The organism is Gemella bergeri ATCC 700627, assembly GCF_000469465.1.
Taxonomy (GTDB): Bacteria; Bacillota; Bacilli; order Staphylococcales; family Gemellaceae; genus Gemella; species Gemella bergeri.
Map to the genome: position 1 here is coordinate 1 of NZ_KI271855.1, position 26,673 is coordinate 26,673.

Genomic DNA, 26,673 nt, shown 5'->3' on the forward strand with positions numbered 1-26,673 from the left:
AATAGTTTATAAAATACTGCTTTTTTACGCTTTTATTACATTAAATATATAATTTTATCCATTAGATTTAGATTAAAAAATTTATGAATATCTATATTGAAAAATTAAAGTAAAATATTAAAGTAAAATTAAGTTATTTTTATTAGAATAGAAAACAGGATCGATTCACCGGAAACGTAGTTATATAATTCTATGTTTTTAAATCTAGTTTAAGGAGGATAGTTAAATTTACTAAGTCTTAATTTATTGAAGTCATGGTATATAATTTGTGATTAATTATAATCAAATAAAAATTTCATAAATAAAAATTATTAAGAAAGGAACATATATATGTCAATTACAAAACGCGCATGGAATTATATCAGTAGAAAAAAAGTAAAAACTGTACTTATATTTCTGATATTAACATTAATTTCCACTGCATTATTAAGTAGTTTTTCTATTATGTTTGCTACTAATAAAATTGAAAAAAAAATATATGAAATATCTAATACAGGATTTACTGTAGTTAGCAAAAATGTTGAACAACCTATAACATTAGATGTAGCTAAAAAATTTTTAGAAAATAAAAAAATTTCTAAATACAATTTTAAATATGATACTTTGGCAAAGCTAACAGATAAAAAAGTTGTTGATGTTAAACAAAATGTAACAATAGATGAATCAAATTCTAAACTAAGCAATTTAGTATCTATATTTGGTTCAACAGATACAAGATTAGAAAAAGAATTTACAAGTGGAGTTTTTAAATTAGAAAAAGGTAATCCTATTACCGAAAAAGACAATTCAAAGGTTCTTATACATGAGAAATTAGCACAAAAAAATAATTTAAAAGTAGGAGATAAAATAAAACTACGTGGAGTTGCTTTAAAGGAAAAAAATACACAGGAGAGTAGTGAAGTTGAACTTGAAGTATCGGGAATTTTTTCAGGGCAAAAAAATGAAAAAAATACTGGTTTAAGTTCAGATGCTACGGAAAATACTATTTTTACAGATTATAATTCCAGTCAAAAATTATGGGGTTATAAAACCAATGACTACAAGGTAACAACGGCAGTATATTTTTTATCTAATCCTAATGAAATTGATAGTGCAATAGATATCGCTAAAAAAACACCAATAGATTGGAATGGTATTGATATTGTGAAAAATAATAAAGATTTTGAAGCAGTTTCTTCATCCATTACAAATTTTAAAAATATTATAGACGTATTAACATTGGGTATTATAATAGGAAGTGTTGTTGTTTTATCACTTATATTAATGTTTTGGCTGAGAGAACGAATTTATGAAATCGGAATTTTATTATCGTTGGGTATTTCAAAAATTAAAATTATTGCTCAGTTTATTATAGAGTTAATAATAATTTCAATATTTAGTATAATTTTATCCTTTGCCGGCGGTGATATTGTCGCAAAATATGTGTTTAAAGAATTTATTAACAACGGACAACTTGAAGATGGATCTACATCCATATTTGAAAGTGTTATACCGAAATTAGATTTTACAACTGTTATCTCAACGTATGGGATACTGATTCTTATTATACTACTATCAGTAATAGGTACTTCGTATATTATTTTACATAAAAAACCAAAAGATATTTTATCAAATATGAGTTAAGGAGATATTAGACATGACAATATTAAAAATTAATAATGTGAGTTATAACTATAATAATTCCAGAGAAAGTGTATTAAATCGTATTAATTATGAATTTGAAAGTGGGAAATTTTATGCAATTATCGGGAAATCCGGTGCAGGAAAATCAACATTATTATCACTTTTAGCCGGGTTAGATACTCCTACAAAAGGAGAAATATTATTCAACGATAAGGATATTGCCGAAAGTGGGTATAATCATCATAGAAGCAAACAAATTTCATTAGTTTTTCAAAATTATAATTTAATTGATTATTTAACACCACTTGAAAATATTAAATTAGTTAATAAAGAAGCCGGTAAAGATATATTATTACAATTAGGACTTGAAGAAAAAGAAATTAATCGTAATGTTTTAAAATTATCAGGTGGACAACAGCAACGTGTAGCAATAGCAAGAGCGTTAGTGTCAGAAGCACCTATTATCTTAGCCGACGAACCTACAGGAAACTTGGATGAAAATACGGCTATGGATATTATTGAAATTTTAATCAGATCAGCAAAAGAGAGAAACAAATGTGTTATAGTAGTAACTCATAGTAATCAACTAGCAAGTAAAGCAGATATTGTTTTAGAGTTAAAAAAACAAAAATTAGTAGAAATTAATAAATAAAAATTTTAATTTTATATATTTATTAAGCGTAAGGAGTAAAAATATGTCAATTATAAAAAATGCCATTGCATATGTATGGCGTAAAAAAATAAAAACACTTATTATTTTCTGTATTCTTTTATGTATGTCAACTCTAATATTGAGTAGTGTTTCTGTAAAGAATGCAACAGATACGGCTTCAAAGGAAACTTTAAAAAATATAACAAGCAGTTTTTCTATGCAAATCAACCGTAGAGTTAATCAAGGGACACCAAGAGGTGCCGGTAATCTTAAAGGAAAAGATATAGAGAAAATAAAAGGAACTGAAGGAATTACAGGTTATGTAAAAAGAACGAATATAGTAGCAGATCTGGTAGATCATAAAATTATAGAAGTGCCCGGCGGTTCTAACAATCAAAGTGAAGAACGAAAGAAAAATTTCGGTAGTGCGGTTATGGTAACGGGAATAAACGATTCATCTAAAGATGATAAATTTGTTGCCGAAACATTAAAATTAGTTGAAGGTCGCCATATTAATGAATCTGATAAAAATGTTACTTTAGTTCATAAAGATTTTGCACAAAAAAATAATATTAAAGTCGGCGATACTATAACATTAAAATCAAATGTTCATGATGCTGATAACGTTAATAAAGCAAATGAAACAACTAAGGTAAAAGTTGTAGGAATTTTTGATGGTAAAAATAAAACATCAGTAACTTATTCACAAGAATTATATGAAAACATTTTTGTGACAGATACAGAAACTACCAAAAAATTATATAATTTTACAGATGATACTGCAATTTATCAAGATGCCACTTTCTTTGTTAACGGTGGGCAAAACATAAACAAAGTAATGAACAGAGTAAGAGGAATATCTGATATTGATTGGCAATCATATACCCTTATAAAAAGTAGTAATAACTTCCCTGCACTTCAATCATCAATTAATGCTATTTATGGTGCAACAAACAATCTATTAGTTGGAGCACTTATATTCGGAGCATTGGTTCTTACCTTGGTTCTATTCTTATGGATCAACGGTAGAAGAAAAGAGATGGGAATTATGTTGGCATTAGGTATTAGTAAGACTAAAATACTTTTACAATTTATAACAGAAGTTATAATAATAAGTGTATTCAGTTTTATCGCAGCATATTTTACCGGAAATTATGTTAGTAAAATGGTAGGGGATAGCATACTTTCACAAGTAACTAAAAATATTACTAAAAAACTATCACTTGAAGGAAAAGGAGCAAATATAGGTGGAGGTGCAGAAGTAGATGGTTTTAATAAAACATTAACAAATCTATCTGTTCATGTTAGTCCTGAGGATATGACTAAAGTTGTAGGTTTCGGATTGATAATTATCATAGTTTCAGTGTTAATTGCTTCTATAACATTGCTTAGAAAACGTCCGAAAGATTTATTAATGGGTGATAAATAGTTTTCAATATATAATTAAAATAAAACACTAGCGAAAAAACGTTAGTGTTTTATTAATTCTTCAATAATTTTCTCAAGTTTCATTGAACGACTTGCTTTAAAAAGTATTACTTCGTTAGGGTGAGTATTTTGTTTTAAGTAATTTGTCACTTCTTCTGTTGTATTAAAGTGAAGTGTGGAAATATTATTTTTAATATTGTCAGTAATATTTTTTGATAAAACTCCAACACTAATTACAAGATTTACATTTTTTGTATTGTTAGTAATATGTTCTCCAACTGCACTATGATATGATATTTCGTTACCGCCAAGCTCAAACATATCTCCTAAAACCAACGTTTTATAACTGAAATCTGTTAATTCGTTTAAAACATCAATACTTGCCTTCATTGATGTCGGACTTGCATTATAGGCATCGTTAATTATTAGTGAATTTTTTTTGTAAGGTATGCTTTCAAGTCGCATTTTAGTAATCTCTTTAATATTGCTTATAGCATTTTTTATTTCGTTGTAACTAAGTCCTAATTTGTGGGAAATTGCTATTGCAAACATAATATTATAGAGATTATGTTTACCTTTTAATGATGTACTAAATGGTGTATCTGAAATATTTAGTTTAAAATTAATAGATTTACGTGTAATGTTATAGTTTTCTAAAATTATATCATTAGATTGTAACTCACCACATGAGATAGATGTTATATTGCTTTGACTTATTAAGTTTTTAATAAGTATTTCATCACCATTATAGATAAATATCCCATTTTTTTTCATACCATTAGTAATTTCAAATTTTGCTTTGGCGATCCCTTCACGGTTTTTGAAAAATTCAATATGACTTTCTCCTATATTGGTAATAACGGTAAAATCCGGTTCAACCAATTTTGAAAGATAATCCAGTTGTCCAAAATTGTCAGCCCCCATTTCAAGAACAAGTATTTCACTATCTTCCGGAGCAGAGAGAATAGTTAATGGAACTCCAAGTTCATTATTAAAATTCCCAGCCGTTTTGTGAACTTTATATTTAGTAGATAATATAAAGCTAATGATATCTTTTGTTGTAGTTTTTCCGTTACTTCCGGTAATAGCAACGATTTTAACATTTAAAGATTTTAAATAATGTTGTGCCAATGTTTGTAGTGCTTTTTCACTGTTTTCAACATAGATTATGTTTTGATCTAACTCGAAATTATCCTTTAAAGAAAGGGAAGCAACAGCTCCCTTTTTAAAGGCAGTTTCAATATAATTATGACCGTCAACATTTTCTCCTAAAAAAGGAATAAATAAATCTCCGGGTTGAACTTTTCTACTATCAATAGCTATACCGGTAATATATTCATCATTTATTAAGTTTACTTTTTTAGCATTTAGTATTTTTACCAGTTCAGTAATATTATATTTCATAAGTGGTATATCCTTATTCTTCAGTTAATAAATTTTGACGATCACTATAACGTTCTTTTGCTAAAGTAAACAATTCTTCAATTATTTCAGGATAACTTACTCCCATATTTGCCCAAAGCGATGGAAACATAGAAAATGGAGTGAAGCCCGGCATTGTATTTACTTCGTTTATAAATATTTCATTATCTTTTGTTAAGAAGAAATCGGCACGAACTAAACCGGAACCGCTAATAGCACGAAATGCTGTGGCTGCCATTTCTCTAAATTTAGGATAAAGAGCTGTATTGATTGGAGCAGGGATGTCCATTCTTGATTGACCGTCAGTATATTTAGTTTCATAATCATAGAATTCAGTTGTAGAGATATTGACTATTTCTCCGGGATCTGTTGTTTTGATTTCATTGTATCCCATAACTGCAACTTCAATTTCCTTGGCATCAACAGCACCTTGTTCAACAACAATTTTTTTATCAAATTTTAAGGCTTCTTCAATTCCTGCTATTAATTGTTGTTCATTACTACAACGACTAATTCCGACAGATGAACCAAGGTTGGCAGGTTTTACGAATACAGGATATTTTAGGTTAGAATTAATATTTTTCACGATTTGCTCTTTATCATTTTTCCATGTATATTCGATAAAGTGAACATATGGTAGTTGTTGTAAGTTATATGCTTCAAATAATTGTTTCATAATAACTTTATCCATTCCGGTTGCTGACGAAAGAACATTGTTACCAACGTAGGCAATATCCATAATTTCAAGAAGGCCTTGAATAGTACCGTCTTCTCCATTAGGTCCATGAAGAACAGGGAAAACTAAATCAAACTTATGCCCATTTTCGAACAGTAATCCGCTAATGTCATTATCAAAATTCGAAAATATTAATTCCTTTTGATTTTCAATTTGCTTTGTTATTTTTTTACCCTTAGCCCAAGCACCGTCCAGTGATATAAAAATAGGAAAGATGTTGTATTTTTCTTTATCAATTGCATTGATAATCGATTTTGCTGTTAGTAGTGATACAGAGTGTTCAGCACTTTTGCCGCCATAAATAATTCCGATATTTTCTTTTTTCATGATTAATCTCCTAACATTATTTTATACAATATTTATAGTCTAAATAAAAAGGGATATTTAAACTTTCCTTTTATTATATCATAAATTAATAGAGTATAGTAGTTATATGAAAACATTTTACTCATGTTAAAGTTTGTATTTTTCTTTTAGTTCAAAGATAGTATCTCTAAGTTTAGCTGCACGTTCAAAGTCAAATTTTTCAGCCGCAGCGAACATTTCTTGTTCCAGTTCAGTAAGATGTTCTTCGATATTATTGTCGTTAATATTAGTTTTATTTTCAAGTTCTTTAATTTCTTCATCAATATATTCTTTCTTAGCACTAATTGCATCCCTTATATCTTTAATAATTGTTTGTGGGATTATGCCATGTTGTTCATTATAAGCGGTTTGGATTTCACGTCGGCGATTTGTTTCTTCAATAGCTTTTTTCATGCTACGGGTAACATTATCAGCATACATAATTACACGACCGTTAGAATTACGTGCAGCACGCCCGATTGTTTGAAGAAGTGCTTTATCACCACGCAAAAATCCTTCTTTGTCAGCATCAAGTATGGCAACTAACGAAACTTCAGGAATGTCTAAACCTTCGCGAAGCAAGTTTATACCGACAAGAATATCAAATTTTCCAAGACGAAGATCACGTATAATTTCTGTTCTTTCTAGAGTTTTTATATCTGAGTGAAGATATTTTACTTTAAGACCATTTTCTTTAAGATAATCGGTAAGTGCTTCTGCCATTTTTTTAGTAAGGGTAGTTACGAGAATTCTCTCACCTTTTTCTATAATTTTTTGTGCTTCTTTTGTTAAATTAAATACTTGGTCACTAACGGGACGAACTTCAATAATAGGGTCTAATAATCCTGTAGGTCTAATAATTTGTTCTACAATTTTATTGCTGTGTTCTAATTCATAATCTCCAGGTGTTGCTGAAACAAAAATGGCTTGATTTAATTTACTTTCAAATTCATTATAATTAAGAGGTCTGTTGTCCAATGCAGTAGGAAGTCTAAATCCATAATCAACCAAAACCTGTTTTCTTGCTCTATCTCCATTAAACATTCCACGAACTTGAGGAAGGGTTACATGTGATTCATCAACTACAAGTAGCCAATCTTTAGGGAAATAATCCAATAGAGTATAGGGTGTAGATCCGGGTTCACGTAAAGTTAAATGTAATGAGTAGTTTTCAATACCGGAGCAAAATCCCATTTCTTCCATCATTTCTAAGTCATAGTTGGTTCTCTGTTCTAATCGTTGAACTTCAAGTAATTTATTTTCCATATTTAGAACTTTCAATCGTTCTTCTAATTCTTTACGAATACGTTTAATTGCCTCTTTAGTTTTTACTTCACCGGCTACAAAGTGACTGGCAGGATAGATAGAAATGTGTTCTAACTCATAAAGAACTTCTCCTGTTAATGAATTAATTTCACGAATTCTATCAATTTCATCTCCAAACATTTCAATACAAATAGAATGTTCGCTATGTGATGCCGGAAAGATTTCGATAACATCACCACGAACACGAAATGTTCCACGGCTGAATTCAACATCATTACGCATATATTGAATGTTAATAAGTTTTTCAAGAATCTTATTACGACTTATCTCCATACCGACACGGAGTGTTAAAACAAGAGATGCATATTCATCGGGAGAGCCTAAACCATAAATACAGCTAACACTTGAAACTATAATAACGTCATCTCGTTCTAAAAGTGATGATGTAGCACCATGACGTAGCATATCAATTTCATCATTAACAGAAGAATCTTTTTCTATATAGGTATCGGTAGAAGGTACATAGGCTTCCGGTTGAAAGTAATCGTAGTATGAAACAAAATATTCAACGCGATTGTTGGGAAAAAATTCTTTTAATTCATTATATAATTGTCCTGCAAGAGTTTTATTATGTGCAAGGACTAGTGTAGGTTTACCGATATTTTTAATAATATTTGCAATGGTAAAAGTTTTTCCGGTACCGGTAGCACCTAATAAAGTTTGATATTTTTCATTATTTTTAATACCGGCTGTTAATTCAGCAATTGCATTGACCTGATCGCCTTTAGGTTCATATTTACTCTGAAGGTCAAAATTAATATGTTGTCTTTTTATTTCCAAATTACTCAATCCTTTATTATTAATTTATTTTTAATAGAATGATAAACTAGTTTTTTATAAAATATTATTAGAAATATTATTTATATAAAATTTCCTTATAATTATATTAAAAATATAGTTTTTTATACAATTATAATATATAATTAAAATAAGTGAAAGAAGTTTAATTATAATTATGAAGAATTTGGGGGATAGTATGGAATTATCAGAGAAGATTTTAGCTTTATTTTTATTAAATGGACATATTATACTGTCAATAATACTATTGATAGTATTTATCGGTATGATACTTAGTAGAAAAAATAATAATTTAGATGTTATATTAACAATGCCATGGAAAAGATTTATCGTTATTTTATTGATAATTGAATTTCTTTTAATATTTCCATGGGCAATATTTGGATTTTATATGAGTATTTTTACTACTGATGCACCCGGAAGTAGTTTGTTTTATTTGAATTTTTCAATAGTGTCTGTTCTTGTTTCATTGCTAATTTTTATTATATTGTTTATATCTTGTCTAATTGGAGCATATAAAAAATATAAATTATATAAAAATTAATGTGAAAAGTGTATTTTCAAATCAATGAACTACCTATTTGTTATAAAAAGTATATATTTGTGTGCAAAATATTTTTTGTTGCTTATTTTATAGTGGTGAGGCAACCTTAAGAACTCTCTTTAATTCTTAGGTTTATGAGTGCATTAGCACATCATAAATCTTAGAAGTGACGTATGCAAAGACACTCGTATCATCAAAACCATAGGTTGCAGATGATACGTTAGTGTCGACTGCTGACCCGTGGCAGTAGCTACTTGCTAATCTTTTACTCGCTTTGTTCGTAAAGATTAGAGTAGCCTTACATACCCTACTTCTACGAATTTTTACGCATTATAGATTAAAAATTCTAGAATTAACCTAAGCTAGTTGTAGGTATCCATACCACTACTAACCATTGCTGAAATATTTGTAAAGTAATATATAATATTTTAGGTAATCACATTTATACTATTTCAATAGCGGTAAAACTTCTTGGTGCGATTACTATTCCAAATGGAGTGGAGTATGATTTGTTGTTTTCAAAAAGAATTTCTCCGCTAAATTTTTTTATAAAATGAGCATCATAGTCTAAATTTATTACGCATAGTATGTTATTTCTTAAATAAGCGATACAATTATTTTTAGTATAAACCAATTCAAAATTAGATTTAAATTTTTCTTTATTGTTATATCTAAAGTTAGATAATTTTTTATAATGAGATAACAAGTCTTCATCTTTATTGTCATGGGCAAAACCCAAACGGTTATAAGGATCTCTAAAACCATACATACCTATTTCATCTCCATAATAAATACAAGGAACACCGGGGAGAGTAAACTGAATGAAACTGGCAAATTTTAATAGTTCTTTTCCCTTATTATATTGTTCAAAATTTAATTTATAAGTAGGTCGTTCGTTAACGGGAATATCTTCAGGTTCATCAAAAGCTAAAACAGTTAAAACACGTTCAGTATCATGACTTGATAGTAAATTCATTAAGGAATCAAGAGCAGGTTTTGGGTAATTTTCTACCAATAAAGATATTTCATAAGCAAATTTTTCTGAATTACCATTTTTTACAAAATCAATAATCGCATTTCTCCATGGATAGTTCATCGCACTGTCCAACTGTTTACCTAAAAAATAACGACGACGTATATTATATGAGAATTTATTTGTAGCATCTTCCCAAACTTCACCAATAATAAGAGAATCTTCATCGTAATATTTAGTTGTTTCTCTTATTCTATCTAAAAATTCATCTGGAAATTCGTCCGCAACATCAAGACGCCACCCGGAAATTCCTAAATTTTGCCAAAAGTTAAGAACACCGGTATCTTTATTATTAATGAAATTACTATAATTTTTATTTTCTTTTATTACTGTTGGTAAATTATCAAAACCCCACCAAGAATTATACTCATAAGGAAAATTTGAAAAAGAAAACCAATCGTAGTAAGGAGAGTTTTGTGAATTAAATGCTCCAATACTGTCATAATGATTGTAGCGATTGAAGTAAATACTATCTGAACCGGTATGACTAAAAACACCATCTAAGATAATGCGGATATTATCATCTTTAAAATTAGTACAAAATAATTTGAACTGTTCATTAGTACCGAAATACGGATCAATTTTAAAATAGTCTGCCGTTGAATAACGATGATTTTCGGAACTTTCCATAATAGGATTTAGATAAATGCTTTCTATATTTAGCTGTTTAAAATAATTTTTTTCCTCTTCAATACCTAACAGATTGCCCATTAAGAAATCTGTTGCACTATAATTATTGTGAGTAATACTGGAATGAGGCACAGTATTCCAATCAATATGTCTTATTCTGTCATCTTCATTTTTTGCTATTGTTGCTTCGTAATTATCGCTTTTTTTAAATCTATCTGGAAAAATTTGATACATAATCGATCCTTTATACCAATTTGGAGTTTTATAGTTTTTATCATAAACTGTTAATTGCCAATCAGTATATGAATGTTCATCATGTACTAATTCGGCATTTAATAGATTATTTTTTAAATAGGCGACAATATTATCAAATTGAAATTCAAAGTGATAAAAATACAACCCAGTTTCCAATTTTTCAAATTCTACTGAATATTTGTTATAATTATTTTCTTCATTGTTGCTGAATGTTAAACTTTTAGAAATAATCTGTCCTGTAAAATCATTTTTTATGATAATTTTCAAATCATGAAAGAAAAAATTATCTTTTATTAAAACTTCAAATTTAATATTTTCATCATTAGTAACGGCTCCCTTAGGAAGTTTATTTTGAATAGGATTGTAAATAATCATTTTTATTCTCCATTTATAAATGTATTAAAATCATATCTATTGTATTACAAAAAACAAGTAAAGTAAATAAAGAAAAACTACTAAAAAATTTTTTATATTTGAAATTAATAAAATATAAAAAATAAAAAAAATTACTAAATTCTTTTGATAAAAATAAGATTTATGCTATAATGAAAATGTAAAAGTAAAAGTGAAATTTTTTTATAATTAATGCTAAAAAATAATATTTATTCTTGAAATATAGGTTTTATATTTTTTTAGCAAATTAAGAAAACGTTTCCTGAAAATATTATAATTAGGAAGTGGAGGTAATATAGTGGATAATGTGGCGGAATATTTATTTCATGAGGGAACAAATTATCATTCACACGATTTTTTAGGTTCCTTTCTGAGTGAAGATGGTTGCACATTTAGAGTATGGGCGCCAAACGCTAAAAAGGTTTATGTTACGGGAGAGTTTTGCGATTGGAAACCGAAAATTCATGAGATGAAACGAATTAGTAGTAAAGGCATTTATGAAATTAAATTACAGAATATAAAGCAATATGATAGTTATAAATATTTTATAGTAACCTCAAGTGGAAAAGAGTTATGGAAAGCGGATCCTTATGCAAGACACTCAGAAACAAGACCCGAAACCGCATCAAAGGTTTATAAAGATTTTTCTTATGAATGGCATGATGAAAAATGGATGAAAAAAAGAACGATACCTTATACGGAACCGATGAATATATATGAAGTTCACCTTGGTTCATGGAAACACGACGAAATTGGAAATGAATTAAGTTATCAAGTTTTAGCAGAAGAATTAGTTTCCTACGTAAAAGAAATGAATTATACCCATATAGAATTAATGCCAATAACCGAATATCCTTATGATAAATCTTGGGGGTATCAGGTAACAGGATATTTTGCTCCTACGTCAAGATACGGAATACCGGAAGATTTTATGTATTTTGTTGATAAGTGCCACCAAAATAATATAGGTGTTATTTTGGATTGGGTTCCCGGACATTTTACAAAAGATGAACATGGGTTATACGAATTTGACGGTACACAATGCTATGAATATTCAGATGTTAGAAAAATGGAACACGATGGTTGGGGTACAAGGGTTTTTGATTACGGTAAAAATGAAGTTAGATCTTTTTTAATATCAAGTGCTGTTTACTGGTTGGATAATTTTCATGTAGATGGGCTTAGGGTAGATGCGGTTAGTTCGATGATTTTTTTAAATTACTGTCGTGATGATGATGAGTCTGCTCGAAATATTTATGGAGGTTTTGAAAATTTAGAAGCTATAGATTTTTTAAAGACTTTGAATAATTATGTAAGAGAATATTATCCAAGCGTTATGATGATTGCCGAAGAATCAACGAGTTATCCAAAAATTACAGTACCGGTAGAACACGGTGGACTTGGTTTTAATTTTAAATGGAATATGGGTTGGATGAATGATAGCCTTAATTATCTCGAGATTGATCCTTTTTTTAGAAACGGTTCTCATGATAAATTTACATTTTCAATGTACTATGCTTTTTCAGAGAATTTTATACTACCACTCTCGCACGATGAGGTAGTGCATGGCAAAAAGTCCTTATTAGATAAAAGCCCTGTAGCTTATGATGATAAATTTAACAATTTTAGAGCGTTTTTAGGTTATATGTTTGCTCATCCCGGTAAAAAATTGACATTTATGGGAATAGATATTGCTCAATTTATTGAATGGGATGAGGTGAGAGAACTTGATTGGTTGCTTATGTTATATCCAAAACACGTAACCACACATCGCTACGTAAAAGAGTTAAATAAATATTATAGACAAACGCCAGCTTTTTGGCAAAATGATGGTGATTGGAGCGGTTTTAAGTGGCATATTGTTGATGATAAACAAAACGAAGTTTTTGTTTTTTCACGTAAAGATAATAATGGTAAAGAAGTGTTGGTAGTATCCAACTTTTCAGGACAAATTTTAAAAGGCTATGAAGTTGGTGTAGATGCTTGGGGAAGTTATAAAGTAGTACTCAATTCAGATGCAAAAAAATATGACGGAAGCGGATTACAAAACAGAAATTTGAAAACAATTAAAAAAGAAAAAAATAATTTTAAATATACTCTAAGTATAAATATTCCACCTTATGCAACATTATATATAGAAAAAAAATACTAAACTTTATAGATGGGAGATTATATAATGGTTCAAAAAAAAGAAATAGTAGCGATGTTATTAGCAGGCGGACAGGGAACAAGATTACAAGTATTAACAAAAGATATGGCAAAACCGGCGGTACCGTTTGGTGGAAAGTACCGAATTATAGATTTTCCATTATCTAATTGTGCAAACTCCAGTATTTCGACGGTAGGCGTATTGACTCAATTTATGCCACTGGAGTTAAATTCATATATGGGTAATGGACAGCCGTGGGATTTAGATAGAATGGATGGCGGTTTATCGATTTTACCACCATATACAGCAGGTAAAACGGGAGAATGGTATAAAGGAACTGCTAATGCAATTTATCAAAATATAAATTATATTGAACAGTATAATCCGGATTATGTACTTATCTTGTCGGGAGATCATATTTATAAAATGAATTATAAAGAAATGCTTGATTTTCACAAACAAAAAGATGCAGATTTAACTATTGCACATATTAATGTGTCAATAGAAGAGGCGAGTCGTTTCGGTATTTTAAATACGAATGAAGAATTACGTGTAACAGAATTTTTGGAAAAACCGGAGCATCCGATTTCAACTAAAGCATCTATGGGGATTTATATTTTCAGTTGGAAAGAATTGCGTAAATATTTAATTCGTGATGAAGAAAATAAATTTAGTGAAAAAGATTTCGGGAAAAACATTATACCAATGATGCTTAACGAAGGAAAGAGAATATACGCATTCCCATTTGCAGGATATTGGAAAGATGTGGGAACTATTGAAAGTTTATGGGAAGCTAATATGGACTTGATTAAAAACAAGGAAAACTTTAATATTGACGATAAACTTTGGCGTATTTATTATCGTCATGCAGGGGTTATGCCGCAGTATATTGGTAACACGGCACGAGTAAAAGAGTCTATGATTTCTGATGGAACATCTGTTTTAGGAAATGTCAATAGTTCAATTATTTCTTCAGGTGTTACAATAGAAGAAGGAGCAGAAGTAGTTGGCAGCATTATTATGGAAAATGCACGTATTGAACAAGGAGCAAAAGTTTATAATTCTATTGTAGCAGAAGGTGCTGTTATTAAAGCATACATAGAAGTAGGACATAGAGATATTGTTTTAGGTCAAGAGATGATTACCATTATAGGTAAGGATGAAATTGTATATGAAAATAGAAAGGCGGGGGAAATTTGATATGGTAAATGCCTTTTGTATATTATTCGCAGATAGTTATAAAAAAAGTAATGATTTGCAGGGATTGGTAAGGGACAGAACACTTGCGTCGTTACCGGTTGCATCAAGATATAGAATGGTGGATTTTATGTTGTCGTCATTAGTTAAGGCGGAAGTACCGAATATAGCAATCGTCAGTAATCAAAACTATAAATCATTAATGGATCATGTAGGTTGGGGAAAAGATTGGGATTTGAATCGTAAAAATCGTGGACTTAAATTTATTACCCCTTTATCTAATCATTTATCAACACGTGTGGCACGCAATAAAATAGAAGCATTGAGTAATACAATGGTATATGCAGATAGTTTATTAGAAGAATATTGTATTTTAGTGGATTCTAATATTGTCGGTAATATTGACTTTAAAGAAATGTTAAAATATCATTTAGCCACCAATGCAGATATAACTCTTGCATATACTTACAGACAACCTAATATTGGTGAGTCACAAATTATTTTTGATGAAAATAATCGTGTATATGACAGCTTATATCATTTTAACGGTTCGAATGAAATATGTGCAACTCAAGTTAAAATATATATTATGACTAAAGAGTTATTTAAAGAGGTTGTAAAAAAAGGGTTAACATTAGGCTGGGAAGATATATTGTTAGATTATGTAGCTAAAAACTTTCACCAGTTAAATGTTTATGCCTACGAAATAACAGGGTATAGTAAGACTATTAATACGGTAAAATCATATTTTGAATTTAACAGAGATTTATTAAATCGTGATAAGTTAAATGAAGTGTTTTTATCAGGAGCAGACATACTGACACGGGTTCAAGATAGTGTACCTACACGTTATGGAGAACATTCCGTAGTAAGTAATTCATTATTGGGAGATGGTTGTGTAATCAAAGGAACTGTTAAGAATAGTATTTTATTTAGAGACGTGGTGGTGGAAGAAGGAGCAATAGTAAAAAATTCAATTATTATGCAAAATGGAATAATTAATCGCAATGTGCATGTTAATTATATTATTTCGGATAAATTAGTTGAAATATCAGAAGATATGGAACTAAAAGGCGCAGAAAACAATCCTATAATTATTGAAAAAGGAAAAAGAGTATAATATATGAAGTTAGAGCATCGCTGGGATTATATAAAATTTTCGATTTTGGGGAGAAAATGGAGTTAATAAGGCTATATGGCGATGTTTTTAACTTTTTATATTAATTAATAACAACTAAGGAGATGTTATAATGAAAGTGTTATTTGTGGCGGCAGAGGCTGCACCTTTTGTTAAAGTTGGCGGATTGGGTGATGTAATAGGTTCGCTACCAAAAGCATTGCAGGATGAAGGTGTTGAAGCAAGAGTAATTTTACCGTTATATACTTCAATTGATAGAGAAAAATTTAATTTACAATATAAAAAACATATTTTTATTAATTTAGGTTGGAGAAAAGCATATTGCGGTATTTTTGAGACAGAAATTGATGGTGTGAAATTTTATTTTATTGATAATGAGCAATATTTTAATCGCTCCGGTATTTATGGACAAGATGATGATGGAGAGCGTTTTGCATTTTTCTCAAAAGCGGCATTGGAAATATTACCTCATATAGAGTATAAACCGGATGTCCTTAATGCTAACGATTGGCATACAGCATTATCAATTATATATTTAGATGATTTGAAATCACGTGGCGAAAATTTCTATAATAAAATAAAAAGTGTTATTTCAATTCATAATATAGAGTTCCAAGGGATATTCAATCCATATGATATGCGAGATTTATTCGGTTTGGATAATAAATATTTTGATGCATTAATTTACAACGGTAATTTAAATTTATTAAAAGGTGCTATACAATTGGCGGATCGTATTAATACAGTAAGTGAAACATATTCTCACGAAATTTTAGAGCCGTATTTTTCTTATGGTTTAGACAGTATATTAAGGGTCGAACAAGGAAAACTACATGGTATTGTTAATGGTATAGATATAGATAAATTTAATCCAAAAACGGATAAACAACTTTATAAGAATTACGATTTGGAAACTATTAAAAATAAAGTGCAAAATAAATTAAAATTACAAGAAGAAATGTCGTTGGAGATAAATGAAAATATACCGATGATAGGTATGGTAACCCGCCTTACACATCAAAAGGGGATTGACTTACTACTACATGTAGCCGATGAAATTTTAAAATGCGGAGCACAGCTAATTATTCTTGGTACAGGTGATAGTCATTACGAGGAGGCATTACATGCTTTAGAGTTTAGGCGCCATGATAAAGTTCGTAGTTTAATCATGTTTTCCGGTGAAATGTCAGCGAAGATATATGGAGCATGCGATATGTTTCTTATGCCGTCAAAAACAGAACCATGTGGGTTGTCGCAAATGATTTCAATGCGTTACGGTACTGTTCCAATCGTTCATCGTGTAGGAGGATTGAGAGATACTGTTGAGCCGTTTAACGGCTCTCAAGGAACAGGATTTACTTTTGAAACATTTGATGCTTACGATATGTTGGATGCAATTTATAGAGCAACGTATTGTTATTATCAAGAACGTTATAATTGGAATAAAATAATAAAAAACGCCATGCAACAAGATGTTAGTTGGAAAAAATCAGCAGTAAAATACTTAGATATGTACAAGTTTATAGTTTAATAATATTTAAAATGTAATACTAAATGTAGAAAAATATAATTTAGGAGAGATAGATGAGGGCAAAAAAATTTGAAATAAAAATAGAAAAATATTTAAAAAGACAATTTGGGATAACGATTGATGCAGCAAGTAAACGTCAAATATATGAAGCTGTTATGAGTACAGTGCGTGAAGAATTATCGGAGAAAAAATTTGTATATGAACAAGAATTAAAGAAAACTAAACAAAAACGTGCATATTATATGTCAATGGAGTTTTTAGTAGGACGCACATTGCGTAATAATTTATTTAATTTAGGGTTAGAACAAGAGGTTAAAGAATATTTAGCGAATAATAATTTTTCATTAGACGAAATTTATGATATTGAACCGGATCCGGGATTAGGTAACGGTGGACTTGGTAGGCTTGCTTCATGTTATTTAGATGCTTTGACAAGCAATGATTATCCGGTAACGGGATTTTCTATTTTGTATGAATATGGTATTTTTAAACAAGTTATCAATAATGGATGGCAAGAAGAATTTCCGGATTATTGGTTGGATCTTGGAAAATACGGATTGGTATATCGTAATGATGAAGAAGTCGAAGTGCGTTTTTATGGATATGTTGAAGAAAAATTAACCGAAAAAGGTTTTACTGTTGAACACAAGGATTACACGGCAATTCAAGCTGAACCATATGATTTATTAATATCCGGTTACAAAACAGATAGCGTCAATACTTTAAGACTATGGGAAGCAAAAGCAAAAACCGGTTTTAATATGAAACTGTTTGAAAAAGGTGAATATTCCAAATCGTCAGAAGCAGAAGCAATCGCTTCTTCAATTTCTAAATTATTATATCCTGCTGACAGTACAAATGAGGGTAAAGAATTGCGTATTAAGCAACAATATTTTTTCATTAGTGCATCACTTCAACAATTAGTAAAAAATTATTATAATGAATTTGGTACTTTAGAAAATTTATTTGAACATGTGGCGCTACATATTAATGATACCCATCCTGCAATGGGAGTACCGGAGTTAATGCGTCTTTTATTAGATGAATATGGATATTCATGGGAAAAAGCGTGGAAAATTACAACAAAAACATTTGCTTATACTAATCATACTATTATGTCAGAAGCCTTAGAAAAATGGTCGGTAGATTTGTTCAAGCCGTTATTACCGCGTATCTATTCAATTATTGAAGAAATTAATAAACGTTTTTGCGGTTGGGCACTGGAACAAGGTAAGGGGTATACTTTAGCCCAAACAGCTATTATTTACGATAATCAAATAAGAATGGCGAACTTATCTATAGTTGGCAGTCATAATGTGAATGGGGTATCTAAATTACATAGTGATATATTGGTAGAGTCAACATTTAAAGCATTTAATGAATTATATCCAACTAAATTTGGAAATGTAACGAACGGTATCGCTCATAGAAGATGGCTGGGTCAAGCAAACCCTGAATTAGCAGTCTATCTGGAAAAACTTATTGGTAATGATTTTATTAAAGATTTATCAAAAATTAATAAATTAAATAACTATGTTAACGACAAAAAAGTTATTGAACAATTAATGGATATCAAAAAAATCAAAAAAGAACAACTTGCTGAATATATTCAAAATACAACCGGTATAACAGTCAATCCAAATTCTATTTTTGATGTTCAGGTAAAACGTCTACATGAATATAAACGTCAACTATTAAATGCCTTACATATTGTTTATTTATATAAAGAAATTAAATATAATGGTTTAAGACCTGTACCAAGGACATTCATTTTTGCGGCGAAAGCATCATCAGGATACCAAATGGCAAAAAATATAATTAAATTTATTCATTCAATTTCACAAATGATTGAATCTGATGAATTAGTTAGAGAGTATATTAAAGTAGTATTCTTGCCGGATTATAAAGTTACATTAGCAGAAAAAATTATTCCTGCCGCTGATATAAGTGAGCAAATTTCACAAGCCGGAAAAGAAGCTAGTGGAACGGGAAATATGAAACTTATGTTAAACGGAGCAATAACTCTTGGAACATTAGATGGAGCAAACGTTGAAATTTGTGAGGCTGTCGGGTATGATAATATTTTTATCTTTGGTTTAGAAACATCACAAGTTAACGACTTAAATCTACGCGGGTATAAGTCATGGGAATACTACAGTGCTTCTCCACGTATTAAAGAAACGTTAGATTTTATTCGTACGATGACAGTTGGCGGAATGAATTTTAGCTTTATCGTAGATTATCTTTTAACACAAGATAATTTTATGTGTTTAGCAGATTTTGATAGTTATGTAGAAATGCAAGAAAAAGTTTCCAAAATTTATCAAAATAAAGAAAAATGGGGACGTATGAGTTTAATTAATACGGCAAATGCCGGTATTTTTTCAGCTGATAGATCGGTTGAAGAATATGCAAAAAATATTTGGAATATAAAAAAGGTAAAATAATAGACTTTGTGCCAAATATAAGGCAAGAGAAAAAATAAGGATAAAATGCTAAGTGGTAATAGACTGCTTAGTATTTTTATATGATAAGTTGTAAAATAACAAAAAGAAAAATTATAAGTATAATAAAAGAAGACGAGTAAACAATTTATAAAAATTTTATAATTAAGTCTTTATAAATTGAGTTGAAATATTTTAAAAAGATATTTATTTAATATTTTTATTTGACACAAAAGTATTCTAGTGCTAGAATAGTAATATGAAAATATCATTAACAGAACAAATAATACTGGGACTTTTGGCAGAGCAACCACAGCACGGTTATCATATAGAAAATTTAATCACTGAAAGAGGTATGAGAAAATGGGCAGAAATCGGTTTTTCGTCTATTTACTATGTACTTGAACGTCTGGAGAAAAAGCAATTAGCAACCAGTCTTTTAGCTAAGGGGAAGGAGAAAAAACAATACAAGATAACAGATTTGGGAATGACAGAGCTAAAAGAAAAAACAAAAAAGCAAATTTCAGAAAGAAAACCTGCTAATACACATCTTATGACAGGATTAGCAACCAGTCATTTAATCAATACATTAGAATTAATAACTGCTTTAGAAAATAGACAAGCTGTATTAATGACAGATTTAAAAGCTTTACAAGAAAAAATGGAAAAAGGTAGCGATGTTCAAGCAGCAAGACAATTATTTAGCTTAAGTGAAGTATTATTAAAAGCGGAGTTAAATTGGATAAAAAGTGAATTGGAGAGATTAAGAAAATGAAAATAACAACGAAATCATTTATTGGGCAACACTGTGAAAGTACCGCAACAGGAACTTTATTAAATCAACTAGGAATTGAATTAAGCGAACCGTTATTATTCGGTTTAGGAGAAGGACTTGGTTTTATTATATGGAATATGAAAAATATGGATTTCCCTTTTATAGGAGGACGTATTAAAACAGATTTACTAACAAAAAATATAGCACAAAATTTGAATCTCAAGTTAATCGTTAAAGAAACAACATCAAAAATAAAAGCATGGAAAGAGGTAAAACAACTACTTGATAGCGGGAAAGCGGTTGGCTTAAAATTAGATTGCTATTACTTGGAATATTTTAAAAATCCTCCTCATTTTGCAGGTCATTATGTTGCGATACTTGGATATGATGATAAAAATGCTTATTTAGTCGACACTGTTCAACAAGGTTCTGATGTAAAAACATCATTAGAAAGTTTAGCCATGGCACGAAGTGAAAAAGGACCTATGTCATCTAAAAATTTATATTATATACTTGAAAAAAATAATGATATAATACCGTTGAAAGAAGCAATTGTAACCGCAATCCGTAATAATGCACATACTTATCTGAATCCACCTATTAAGAATTTAAATTATAAAGGTATTGAAAAAGCAAGCGAAGAAATTATAAAATGGTTTGATAGATCAGCAAATAGAAAATTCGAGTTTTCAACTTCTGCAATGTTAATGGAGAGATCAGGAACCGGTGGAGCTTTATTTAGAAATATTTATCGTGATTTTTTACACGAAGCGTATCAAATAACAAATAATCAGGTTATTAAACACGCATATAATGAATTTATTGATATTGCTAAAAAATGGGCAGAGGTAATCTCTCTGTTTGAAAAAGTGGGAGAAACAGACGAACGTACCCACGTTTTGCAAGCTGCTGATGTATTAAAAATTATTTCAAAAAAAGAAAAAGAAACTATGGAATTACTAAAAGGTATTTAGATTATAATTTTATTTATCATGATAATGTTATGATGTAGAATAAAAGGAAATTTTTATAGTAAAATATAAAAATATCAGTTGAATAAAAATTAAACATATAAGGAGAGATTTAAAAGTTAAAAATTATAATATAATTTACTTATTAGTAGTTATATTTTATGGCACATTAATTTAGAGATATGTTTTAAAGAGCTTTTTCTAAATTTAATGAGCTGTGTGGGAGCGATCAGATAAAATCGATTTCTAACGAAATCATGATTTTGGGTCGTTCCTTATTTTTATTAATTTAATAAAGGACATGTTAACGCATAGCCAAAAATCGTACAATATGGTAAAATTAAACATAAGTGTATATGGAGATAATGATTTTTTGATTTTAAAAGTTATAATGATAAATTAAAAAGTAATTTTTATAATCAATAATTAAAGAAAATCTTACTGGATAAAGAGGTAGTTATGACAAAAGAACGTGCGGATGTCCTTTGCGTTAGTCAAGGGTTATTTGAATCAAGAGAAAAAGCTAAACGAGCTATTATGGCAGGTATAGTTTATAATGATAATATAAGAATAGATAAGGCGGGGGAAAAAGTGGATTTTACCGCTACACTTCGCATTAAAGGAAAACAGATGCCATATGTCAGTCGAGGCGGTCTTAAATTAGAAAAAGCAATTAGTGAATTAGGATTTGATGTAAAAGATAAAGTTATGCTTGATATTGGTTCATCAACTGGCGGTTTTACTGATTGTGCTTTACAACATGGTGCGAAATTTGTTTATGCCCTTGATGTAGGAACTAACCAGCTGGTTTGGAAACTTAGGAATAATGAACATGTTAAAGTTATGGAACAAACCAATTTTCGATATAGTGTTAAAGAAGACTTTAATATATATCCGATTGATATAGCATCTATTGATGTATCATTTATTTCATTGTCATTAATTTTACCTAATCTTGCTTCCGTAATTAATGATAACGGAATGGTGTGTGCATTAGTTAAACCACAGTTTGAAGCCGGACGTGATAAAGTCGGTAAAGGTGGAATTGTGAGAGATAAAAAAATTCAATCAGAAGTAATTGAAAAAGTATTATTATTTGCCAACAGTGTTGGGTTTAGTATGATAAACTTAGCATATTCTCCTATTACCGGTGGAGAAGGGAATATTGAATTTCTTATGATACTTAGTTATAATGCTAAAAAAGAGATAAATAACAGTAATATAAATATTGAGCATGTAGTAAATAATGCTCATAATCACTTCAAATAAATAGGAGGAAGGTACGTGTTATTACAATTAAATATTAAACAGTTTGGTATTATTGAACAAGCGACGATTGAATTAAAAAATGGATTGACTGTACTCAGCGGTGAAACCGGAGCGGGAAAATCTATGATACTCGCAGCTATATCCCAACTTTCAGGGCAAAGGACATCAACTTCTTATATAAGATACGGAGAAGATAAGGCAAGTGTAGAAGGAGTATTCGACTTTCCAAAAAGTAAAGAAGTAGTAAAAATATTTAGAGAGTTAGACCTTGGTGTAGAAGATGATGAGGTCATTATTATAAGACGTGATATATACAGTACAGGAAAAAGTATTTGTCGTATTAATGGTGTTGTTGTAAATCTGATGACATTGAAAAAAGTAACCGCTCATTTATTGGATATTCACGAACAGCACGATAATCAAGTATTGCTAATTGAAAAAAATCACTTAAATTTAATAGATACTTTTTCAAAAGAAACAATAATACCGATATTAGTGAAATATAAAGAAAAATATAGAGAGTATAAAATAATACAAGAAAAAATTTCTAATTTGAAGAAACAAGAAAGTGATGTTTTACAAAAGATAGATTTTTTAAAATATCAATATAATGAACTCGAATCGTTAAAATTAAAAAAAGATGAAGATTTTGAATTAGAAAAAGAGATTGATTACTTAGAAAATTTTGAGAAAGTGAATAATTTGGCATATAGTATTTCTGAAGATATAGATGGTGAGCGTGGAATTTTGTCGAAATTAGGAAGGATTCGTTCCAACTTAGGAGAATTAAGTCGTTATAATGATAATTTTGATGAAAAATATGAGGAAGTTACAAATTTATATTATATATTAGATGATTTAAGATATGAAATATCCAGCTATACAGATGACATAGAATATGATGAAGAAAAATTAAATAAACTTAATTTTAGATTAGATAAGATACGTATGCTGGAACGAAAATATTCACGTAAATTAAATGAACTGATTATTTTTAAAGAAGAAATAGCAGAGGAATTAGAAGAATTAGAAAACTATGAAGAAAACATAGAAAACTATTTAAAAAGAAGCGCAGTAATAGAAACAGATATAAAGAAATTAGCTAAAAAACTTACAGAAGTACGAAAAAAGACAGCAATTTATCTTGAAAGTTTAATACAAGAAGAGCTTAAATTTTTATATATGGAAAAAAGCATAATAAAAATTGATTTCAAAGAAAGAGATTTTTCACAAGATGGTTGTGATGATGTACGAATACTTATCAGCGCTAACTTAGGAGAACCGCTTAAATCATTGTCAAAAGTTGCTTCCGGTGGAGAACTTTCCCGTGTTATGTTAGCGTTGAAGATTATTTTTTCACGTAGTATTGAGGCAACGTCAATTATTTTTGATGAAATTGATACCGGAGTTAGTGGGCGTGTCTCACAACGTATGGCAGAAAAAATGTATCAGTTAGGGGTTAATTCTCAAGTATTGTGCATTTCACATTTACCACAAACAACGGCATTAGCTGATACAAATTTGTTAATTAGTAAAGTGATATTTGATAAAAGAACATTAACAAAAATAAAAGAGTTGAATGACCAAGAAAAAATAATGGAGGTAGCCAGAATGTTATCAGGAGATAATTTAACAAAATTATCAGAAGAACATGCGGTAGAAATGTTAGCGTTGGCTAAAAAAACACAAAAAAATATAATAAATAGTATTGTTAAAAATAATAAAGATATATAATATAAAAAGTGTAAAGGATGATTATGACAGAAAAAGGCAAAATTTTAAAAGCATTAAGTGGATTCTATTACGTACAAGTTGGAGAAAAGATGATTACTTGTCGAGCACGAGGGAATTTTCGCAATGACGGTATTGTACCGTTGGTTGGCGATAATGTCGTTATTCAAATGACTGATAATGACACAGGGTATGTGGTGGAAATACTAGATAGAAAAAATGAATTGTTGAGACCGAAAGTAGTAAATATAGATCACAACTTGATTATTATATCAGCGAAAGATCCTGATTTTTCCAGCAAGTTACTTAATAAGATTATTTGTTTAAATGAAAATAGTAATATTGATATTATCTTAATTTTTACCAAATTAGACTTGTTAAATGAAATTGAACAGGAATATATGTACAAAGTAATGAAGTATTATAAAAGTATAGGATATCAAGTATATACTAACGATGAAGAAGATATAAGTAAAATAAAATCACAATTATCCGGAGAGTACATAGCTATTTCAGGGCAATCCGGTGCAGGGAAATCATCATTTATTAATAAATTATCAGGTAATCTAAATATAGAAACAGCAGAAATTTCCAAACATTTAGGACGTGGTCGCCATACGACAAGGCATATAGAATTTTATAAACTTGATGATTTTTATATAGCGGATACACCAGGATTTTCTTCGATAGATATAACATTTATAGAAAAAGAAGATATTCAATATTTGTTTAGAGAATTTAGTGATTATACATGTAAATTCCAACCATGTAATCATGTGGAAGAAGTCAATTGCGGTGTAAAGGAAGCTGTCAAAACGGGAGAATTATTACAGAGTCGTTATGAAGATTATAAAATGTTTTTTAAAGAAAAAGAAACACAGAAGAAAAAATATTAAATTTTTCTGTTAAATATTACAGTGAAATTAGTAATTTTATTATATAAAATCCTAGCTTTAAAATATCAAAATAATATATTAAATAATTTAAAGGAGTTTGAAAATGAAAAAAATATTACCATCAATCTTATCGGCAGATTTTGCAAATTTAGAAAGAGATATAAAAGAATTGGAACAAGTTGGAATTGATATGCTACATATTGATGTAATGGACGGTAATTTTGTACCTAATATTTCATTTGGTTTCCCGATTATAGAGTCAATAAGAAAAAAAACAAAAGCACTCTTTGATTGTCACTTAATGATAGCTAATCCGGAAAATTATGTAGAGCGTTTTTGTCAGATTGGGTGTGATATGGTATCGTTTCATATTGAAGCTACTAACCATGCAGATAGAGTAATTCAAGTTATTAAGAATTTAGGTAAAAAAGCAGGAATAGTTCTTAATCCGCAAACTTCTGTCGAAAGTATAAAGTATTTATTACCAAAGGTAGATTATGTACTAATAATGACGGTAAATCCGGGATTCGGTGGTCAAAAATTTATAAATGAAATGCTTGATAAAATAGTAGAATTAAATAATATCAGAATAAACAAAAATTATAATTATTTAATTCAAGTAGATGGTGGAATAAATATTGAAACATCAAAATTATGCCGTGAACGTGGAGCTGATTTGTTAGTATGTGGTTCATTTTTGTTTGCGGCAGAAAATAAAAAACAAACTTTGGGAGAATTATTAAAATAATGGAACAAATAACACAGATAAATATAATGCTTGATGGAGAAAAACCGAACTCAATATCTTCGGGTCATTGGTGTGGTGTTGATGGTGGAGCAAAATATTTAGTGAATAAGGGAATTAAGCTATTAATTGGTTGTGGCGATTTTGATTCTGTTAATGATGATGAGCGACTTAGAATAGAAAATAATTCTAAATATTATTATAAGAAAAATAATGAAATAGAAACAGATGCAGATTTTGCATTGAGAAAAATACATAGTATATGTAAAAATATAAAAATCATAAATATTTATGGTGCAACCGGAAAAAGATTAGATCATTTTTTTGGGAATATACTATTACTTAATAGTGAAAAATACTCTAAAACGGTAATGAATATTGTTGATGATAATAACATTATTATGGTGGCAAAAGCAGGTAAGAATATATTTTTACCTAAAAAAGAATACAAGTATTTTTCAATAGTCCCCTTATATGAACATACTATTATGACAATAAAAAATGCCAAATATGAAGTGGAGAATTTAGAGTTAACTTTGACCAGACCAAATGCAACCAGCAATGAATTTTTTGATAATAAAAAAATAGAATTAGAGGTTGATAAAAATTGTTTGGTAATATATGCAAAAGATTAGTTAGGAG

The 26,673-nt window shown here is 29.3% G+C and carries 20 protein-coding genes; 16 read left to right on the top strand and 4 right to left on the bottom strand.

Annotation, left to right across the window (positions count from 1 at the left end; genetic code table 11):
- Nucleotides 1–330: 330 nt before the first annotated feature.
- From HMPREF1983_RS05235 to HMPREF1983_RS05245, 3 genes are read left to right on the top strand one after another with little or no spacing between them, the layout of a single operon-like run.
- Entirely contained in the window at nt 331–1,623 is a 1,293-nt protein-coding gene (locus HMPREF1983_RS05235) for an ABC transporter permease (protein ID WP_021753248.1), read from the top strand.
- A 13-nt stretch (nt 1,624–1,636) separates the two neighbouring features.
- Nucleotides 1,637–2,275 (top strand): ABC transporter ATP-binding protein, encoded by a 639-nt coding sequence (locus HMPREF1983_RS05240; protein ID WP_021753249.1) that lies wholly within the window; start codon nt 1,637–1,639, stop codon nt 2,273–2,275.
- 43 nt (nt 2,276–2,318) lie between these two features.
- Nucleotides 2,319–3,704 carry an ABC transporter permease gene (locus tag HMPREF1983_RS05245; protein ID WP_021753250.1) on the top strand — a complete coding sequence of 462 codons (1,386 nt, stop codon included), beginning with the start codon at nt 2,319–2,321 and terminating at the stop codon, nt 3,702–3,704.
- Between the two features lie 41 nt (nt 3,705–3,745).
- Here HMPREF1983_RS05245 and HMPREF1983_RS05250 read toward each other — a convergent pair whose 3' ends face one another.
- The 3 genes from HMPREF1983_RS05250 to uvrB form a co-directional block, all read right to left on the bottom strand.
- Complete coding sequence (locus tag HMPREF1983_RS05250) at nt 3,746–5,107, bottom strand: UDP-N-acetylmuramoyl-tripeptide--D-alanyl-D-alanine ligase (protein WP_021753251.1); 1,362 nt, start codon at nt 5,105–5,107, stop codon at nt 3,746–3,748.
- Between the two features lie 13 nt (nt 5,108–5,120).
- Nucleotides 5,121–6,188 (bottom strand): D-alanine--D-alanine ligase, encoded by a 1,068-nt coding sequence (locus tag HMPREF1983_RS05255; protein ID WP_021753252.1) that lies wholly within the window; start codon nt 6,186–6,188, stop codon nt 5,121–5,123.
- 126 nt (nt 6,189–6,314) lie between these two features.
- Nucleotides 6,315–8,312, bottom strand: a complete 1,998-nt coding sequence (gene uvrB / locus HMPREF1983_RS05260) for an excinuclease ABC subunit UvrB (protein ID WP_021753253.1) — start codon at nt 8,310–8,312, stop codon at nt 6,315–6,317.
- 196 nt (nt 8,313–8,508) lie between these two features.
- On the opposite strand from uvrB, the gene HMPREF1983_RS05265 reads away from it, so the two are divergent.
- Nucleotides 8,509–8,874, top strand: a complete 366-nt coding sequence (locus HMPREF1983_RS05265; RefSeq protein ID WP_040461100.1) for a hypothetical protein — start codon at nt 8,509–8,511, stop codon at nt 8,872–8,874.
- Nucleotides 8,875–9,316: 442 nt separating this feature from the next.
- On the opposite strand, the gene HMPREF1983_RS05270 is transcribed toward HMPREF1983_RS05265, so the two are convergent.
- Nucleotides 9,317–11,167 (bottom strand): glycoside hydrolase family 13 protein, encoded by a 1,851-nt coding sequence (locus tag HMPREF1983_RS05270; RefSeq protein ID WP_021753255.1) that lies wholly within the window; start codon nt 11,165–11,167, stop codon nt 9,317–9,319.
- Nucleotides 11,168–11,483: 316 nt separating this feature from the next.
- On the opposite strand from HMPREF1983_RS05270, the gene glgB reads away from it, so the two are divergent.
- The 12 genes from glgB to HMPREF1983_RS05330 all read left to right on the top strand — a co-directional run bounded on the left by glgB (nt 11,484) and on the right by HMPREF1983_RS05330 (nt 26,666).
- Nucleotides 11,484–13,337, top strand: coding sequence for a 1,4-alpha-glucan branching protein GlgB (glgB, locus tag HMPREF1983_RS05275; RefSeq protein ID WP_021753256.1), 1,854 nt, complete (start codon nt 11,484–11,486; stop codon nt 13,335–13,337).
- Between the two features lie 24 nt (nt 13,338–13,361).
- Nucleotides 13,362–14,534 carry a glucose-1-phosphate adenylyltransferase gene (locus HMPREF1983_RS05280; protein ID WP_040461102.1) on the top strand — a complete coding sequence of 391 codons (1,173 nt, stop codon included), beginning with the start codon at nt 13,362–13,364 and terminating at the stop codon, nt 14,532–14,534.
- Nucleotides 14,506–15,651, top strand: coding sequence for a glucose-1-phosphate adenylyltransferase subunit GlgD (gene glgD, locus HMPREF1983_RS05285; protein WP_245576430.1), 1,146 nt, complete (start codon nt 14,506–14,508; stop codon nt 15,649–15,651). The genes HMPREF1983_RS05280 and glgD overlap by 29 nt, the downstream gene beginning before the upstream one ends.
- A gap of 130 nt (nt 15,652–15,781) precedes the next feature.
- Entirely contained in the window at nt 15,782–17,200 is a 1,419-nt protein-coding gene (gene glgA / locus HMPREF1983_RS05290; RefSeq protein WP_021753259.1) for a glycogen synthase GlgA, read from the top strand.
- 53 nt (nt 17,201–17,253) lie between these two features.
- A complete protein-coding gene (locus HMPREF1983_RS05295; protein WP_021753260.1) occupies nt 17,254–19,647 on the top strand; it encodes a glycogen/starch/alpha-glucan phosphorylase in 2,394 nt (797 codons plus the stop codon).
- 256 nt (nt 19,648–19,903) lie between these two features.
- Complete coding sequence (locus tag HMPREF1983_RS05300) at nt 19,904–20,419, top strand: PadR family transcriptional regulator (protein WP_021753261.1); 516 nt, start codon at nt 19,904–19,906, stop codon at nt 20,417–20,419.
- Nucleotides 20,416–21,393 carry a BtrH N-terminal domain-containing protein gene (locus tag HMPREF1983_RS05305; RefSeq protein WP_021753262.1) on the top strand — a complete coding sequence of 326 codons (978 nt, stop codon included), beginning with the start codon at nt 20,416–20,418 and terminating at the stop codon, nt 21,391–21,393. The genes HMPREF1983_RS05300 and HMPREF1983_RS05305 overlap by 4 nt, the downstream gene beginning before the upstream one ends.
- Nucleotides 21,394–21,849: 456 nt before the next feature.
- The gene (locus HMPREF1983_RS05310) at nt 21,850–22,659 is read left to right on the top strand and encodes a TlyA family RNA methyltransferase (protein ID WP_021753263.1); all 810 of its coding nucleotides are present in this window, start codon (nt 21,850–21,852) and stop codon (nt 22,657–22,659) included.
- 15 nt (nt 22,660–22,674) lie between these two features.
- Nucleotides 22,675–24,393, top strand: coding sequence for a DNA repair protein RecN (recN, locus tag HMPREF1983_RS05315; protein ID WP_021753264.1), 1,719 nt, complete (start codon nt 22,675–22,677; stop codon nt 24,391–24,393).
- Nucleotides 24,394–24,416: 23 nt separating this feature from the next.
- A complete protein-coding gene (gene rsgA / locus HMPREF1983_RS05320) occupies nt 24,417–25,286 on the top strand; it encodes a ribosome small subunit-dependent GTPase A (protein ID WP_040461107.1) in 870 nt (289 codons plus the stop codon).
- Between the two features lie 103 nt (nt 25,287–25,389).
- The gene (gene rpe, locus HMPREF1983_RS05325) at nt 25,390–26,034 is read left to right on the top strand and encodes a ribulose-phosphate 3-epimerase (RefSeq protein ID WP_021753266.1); all 645 of its coding nucleotides are present in this window, start codon (nt 25,390–25,392) and stop codon (nt 26,032–26,034) included.
- Nucleotides 26,034–26,666 (top strand): thiamine diphosphokinase, encoded by a 633-nt coding sequence (locus tag HMPREF1983_RS05330; RefSeq protein ID WP_021753267.1) that lies wholly within the window; start codon nt 26,034–26,036, stop codon nt 26,664–26,666. The genes rpe and HMPREF1983_RS05330 overlap by 1 nt, the downstream gene beginning before the upstream one ends.
- Nucleotides 26,667–26,673: the final 7 nt, after the last annotated feature.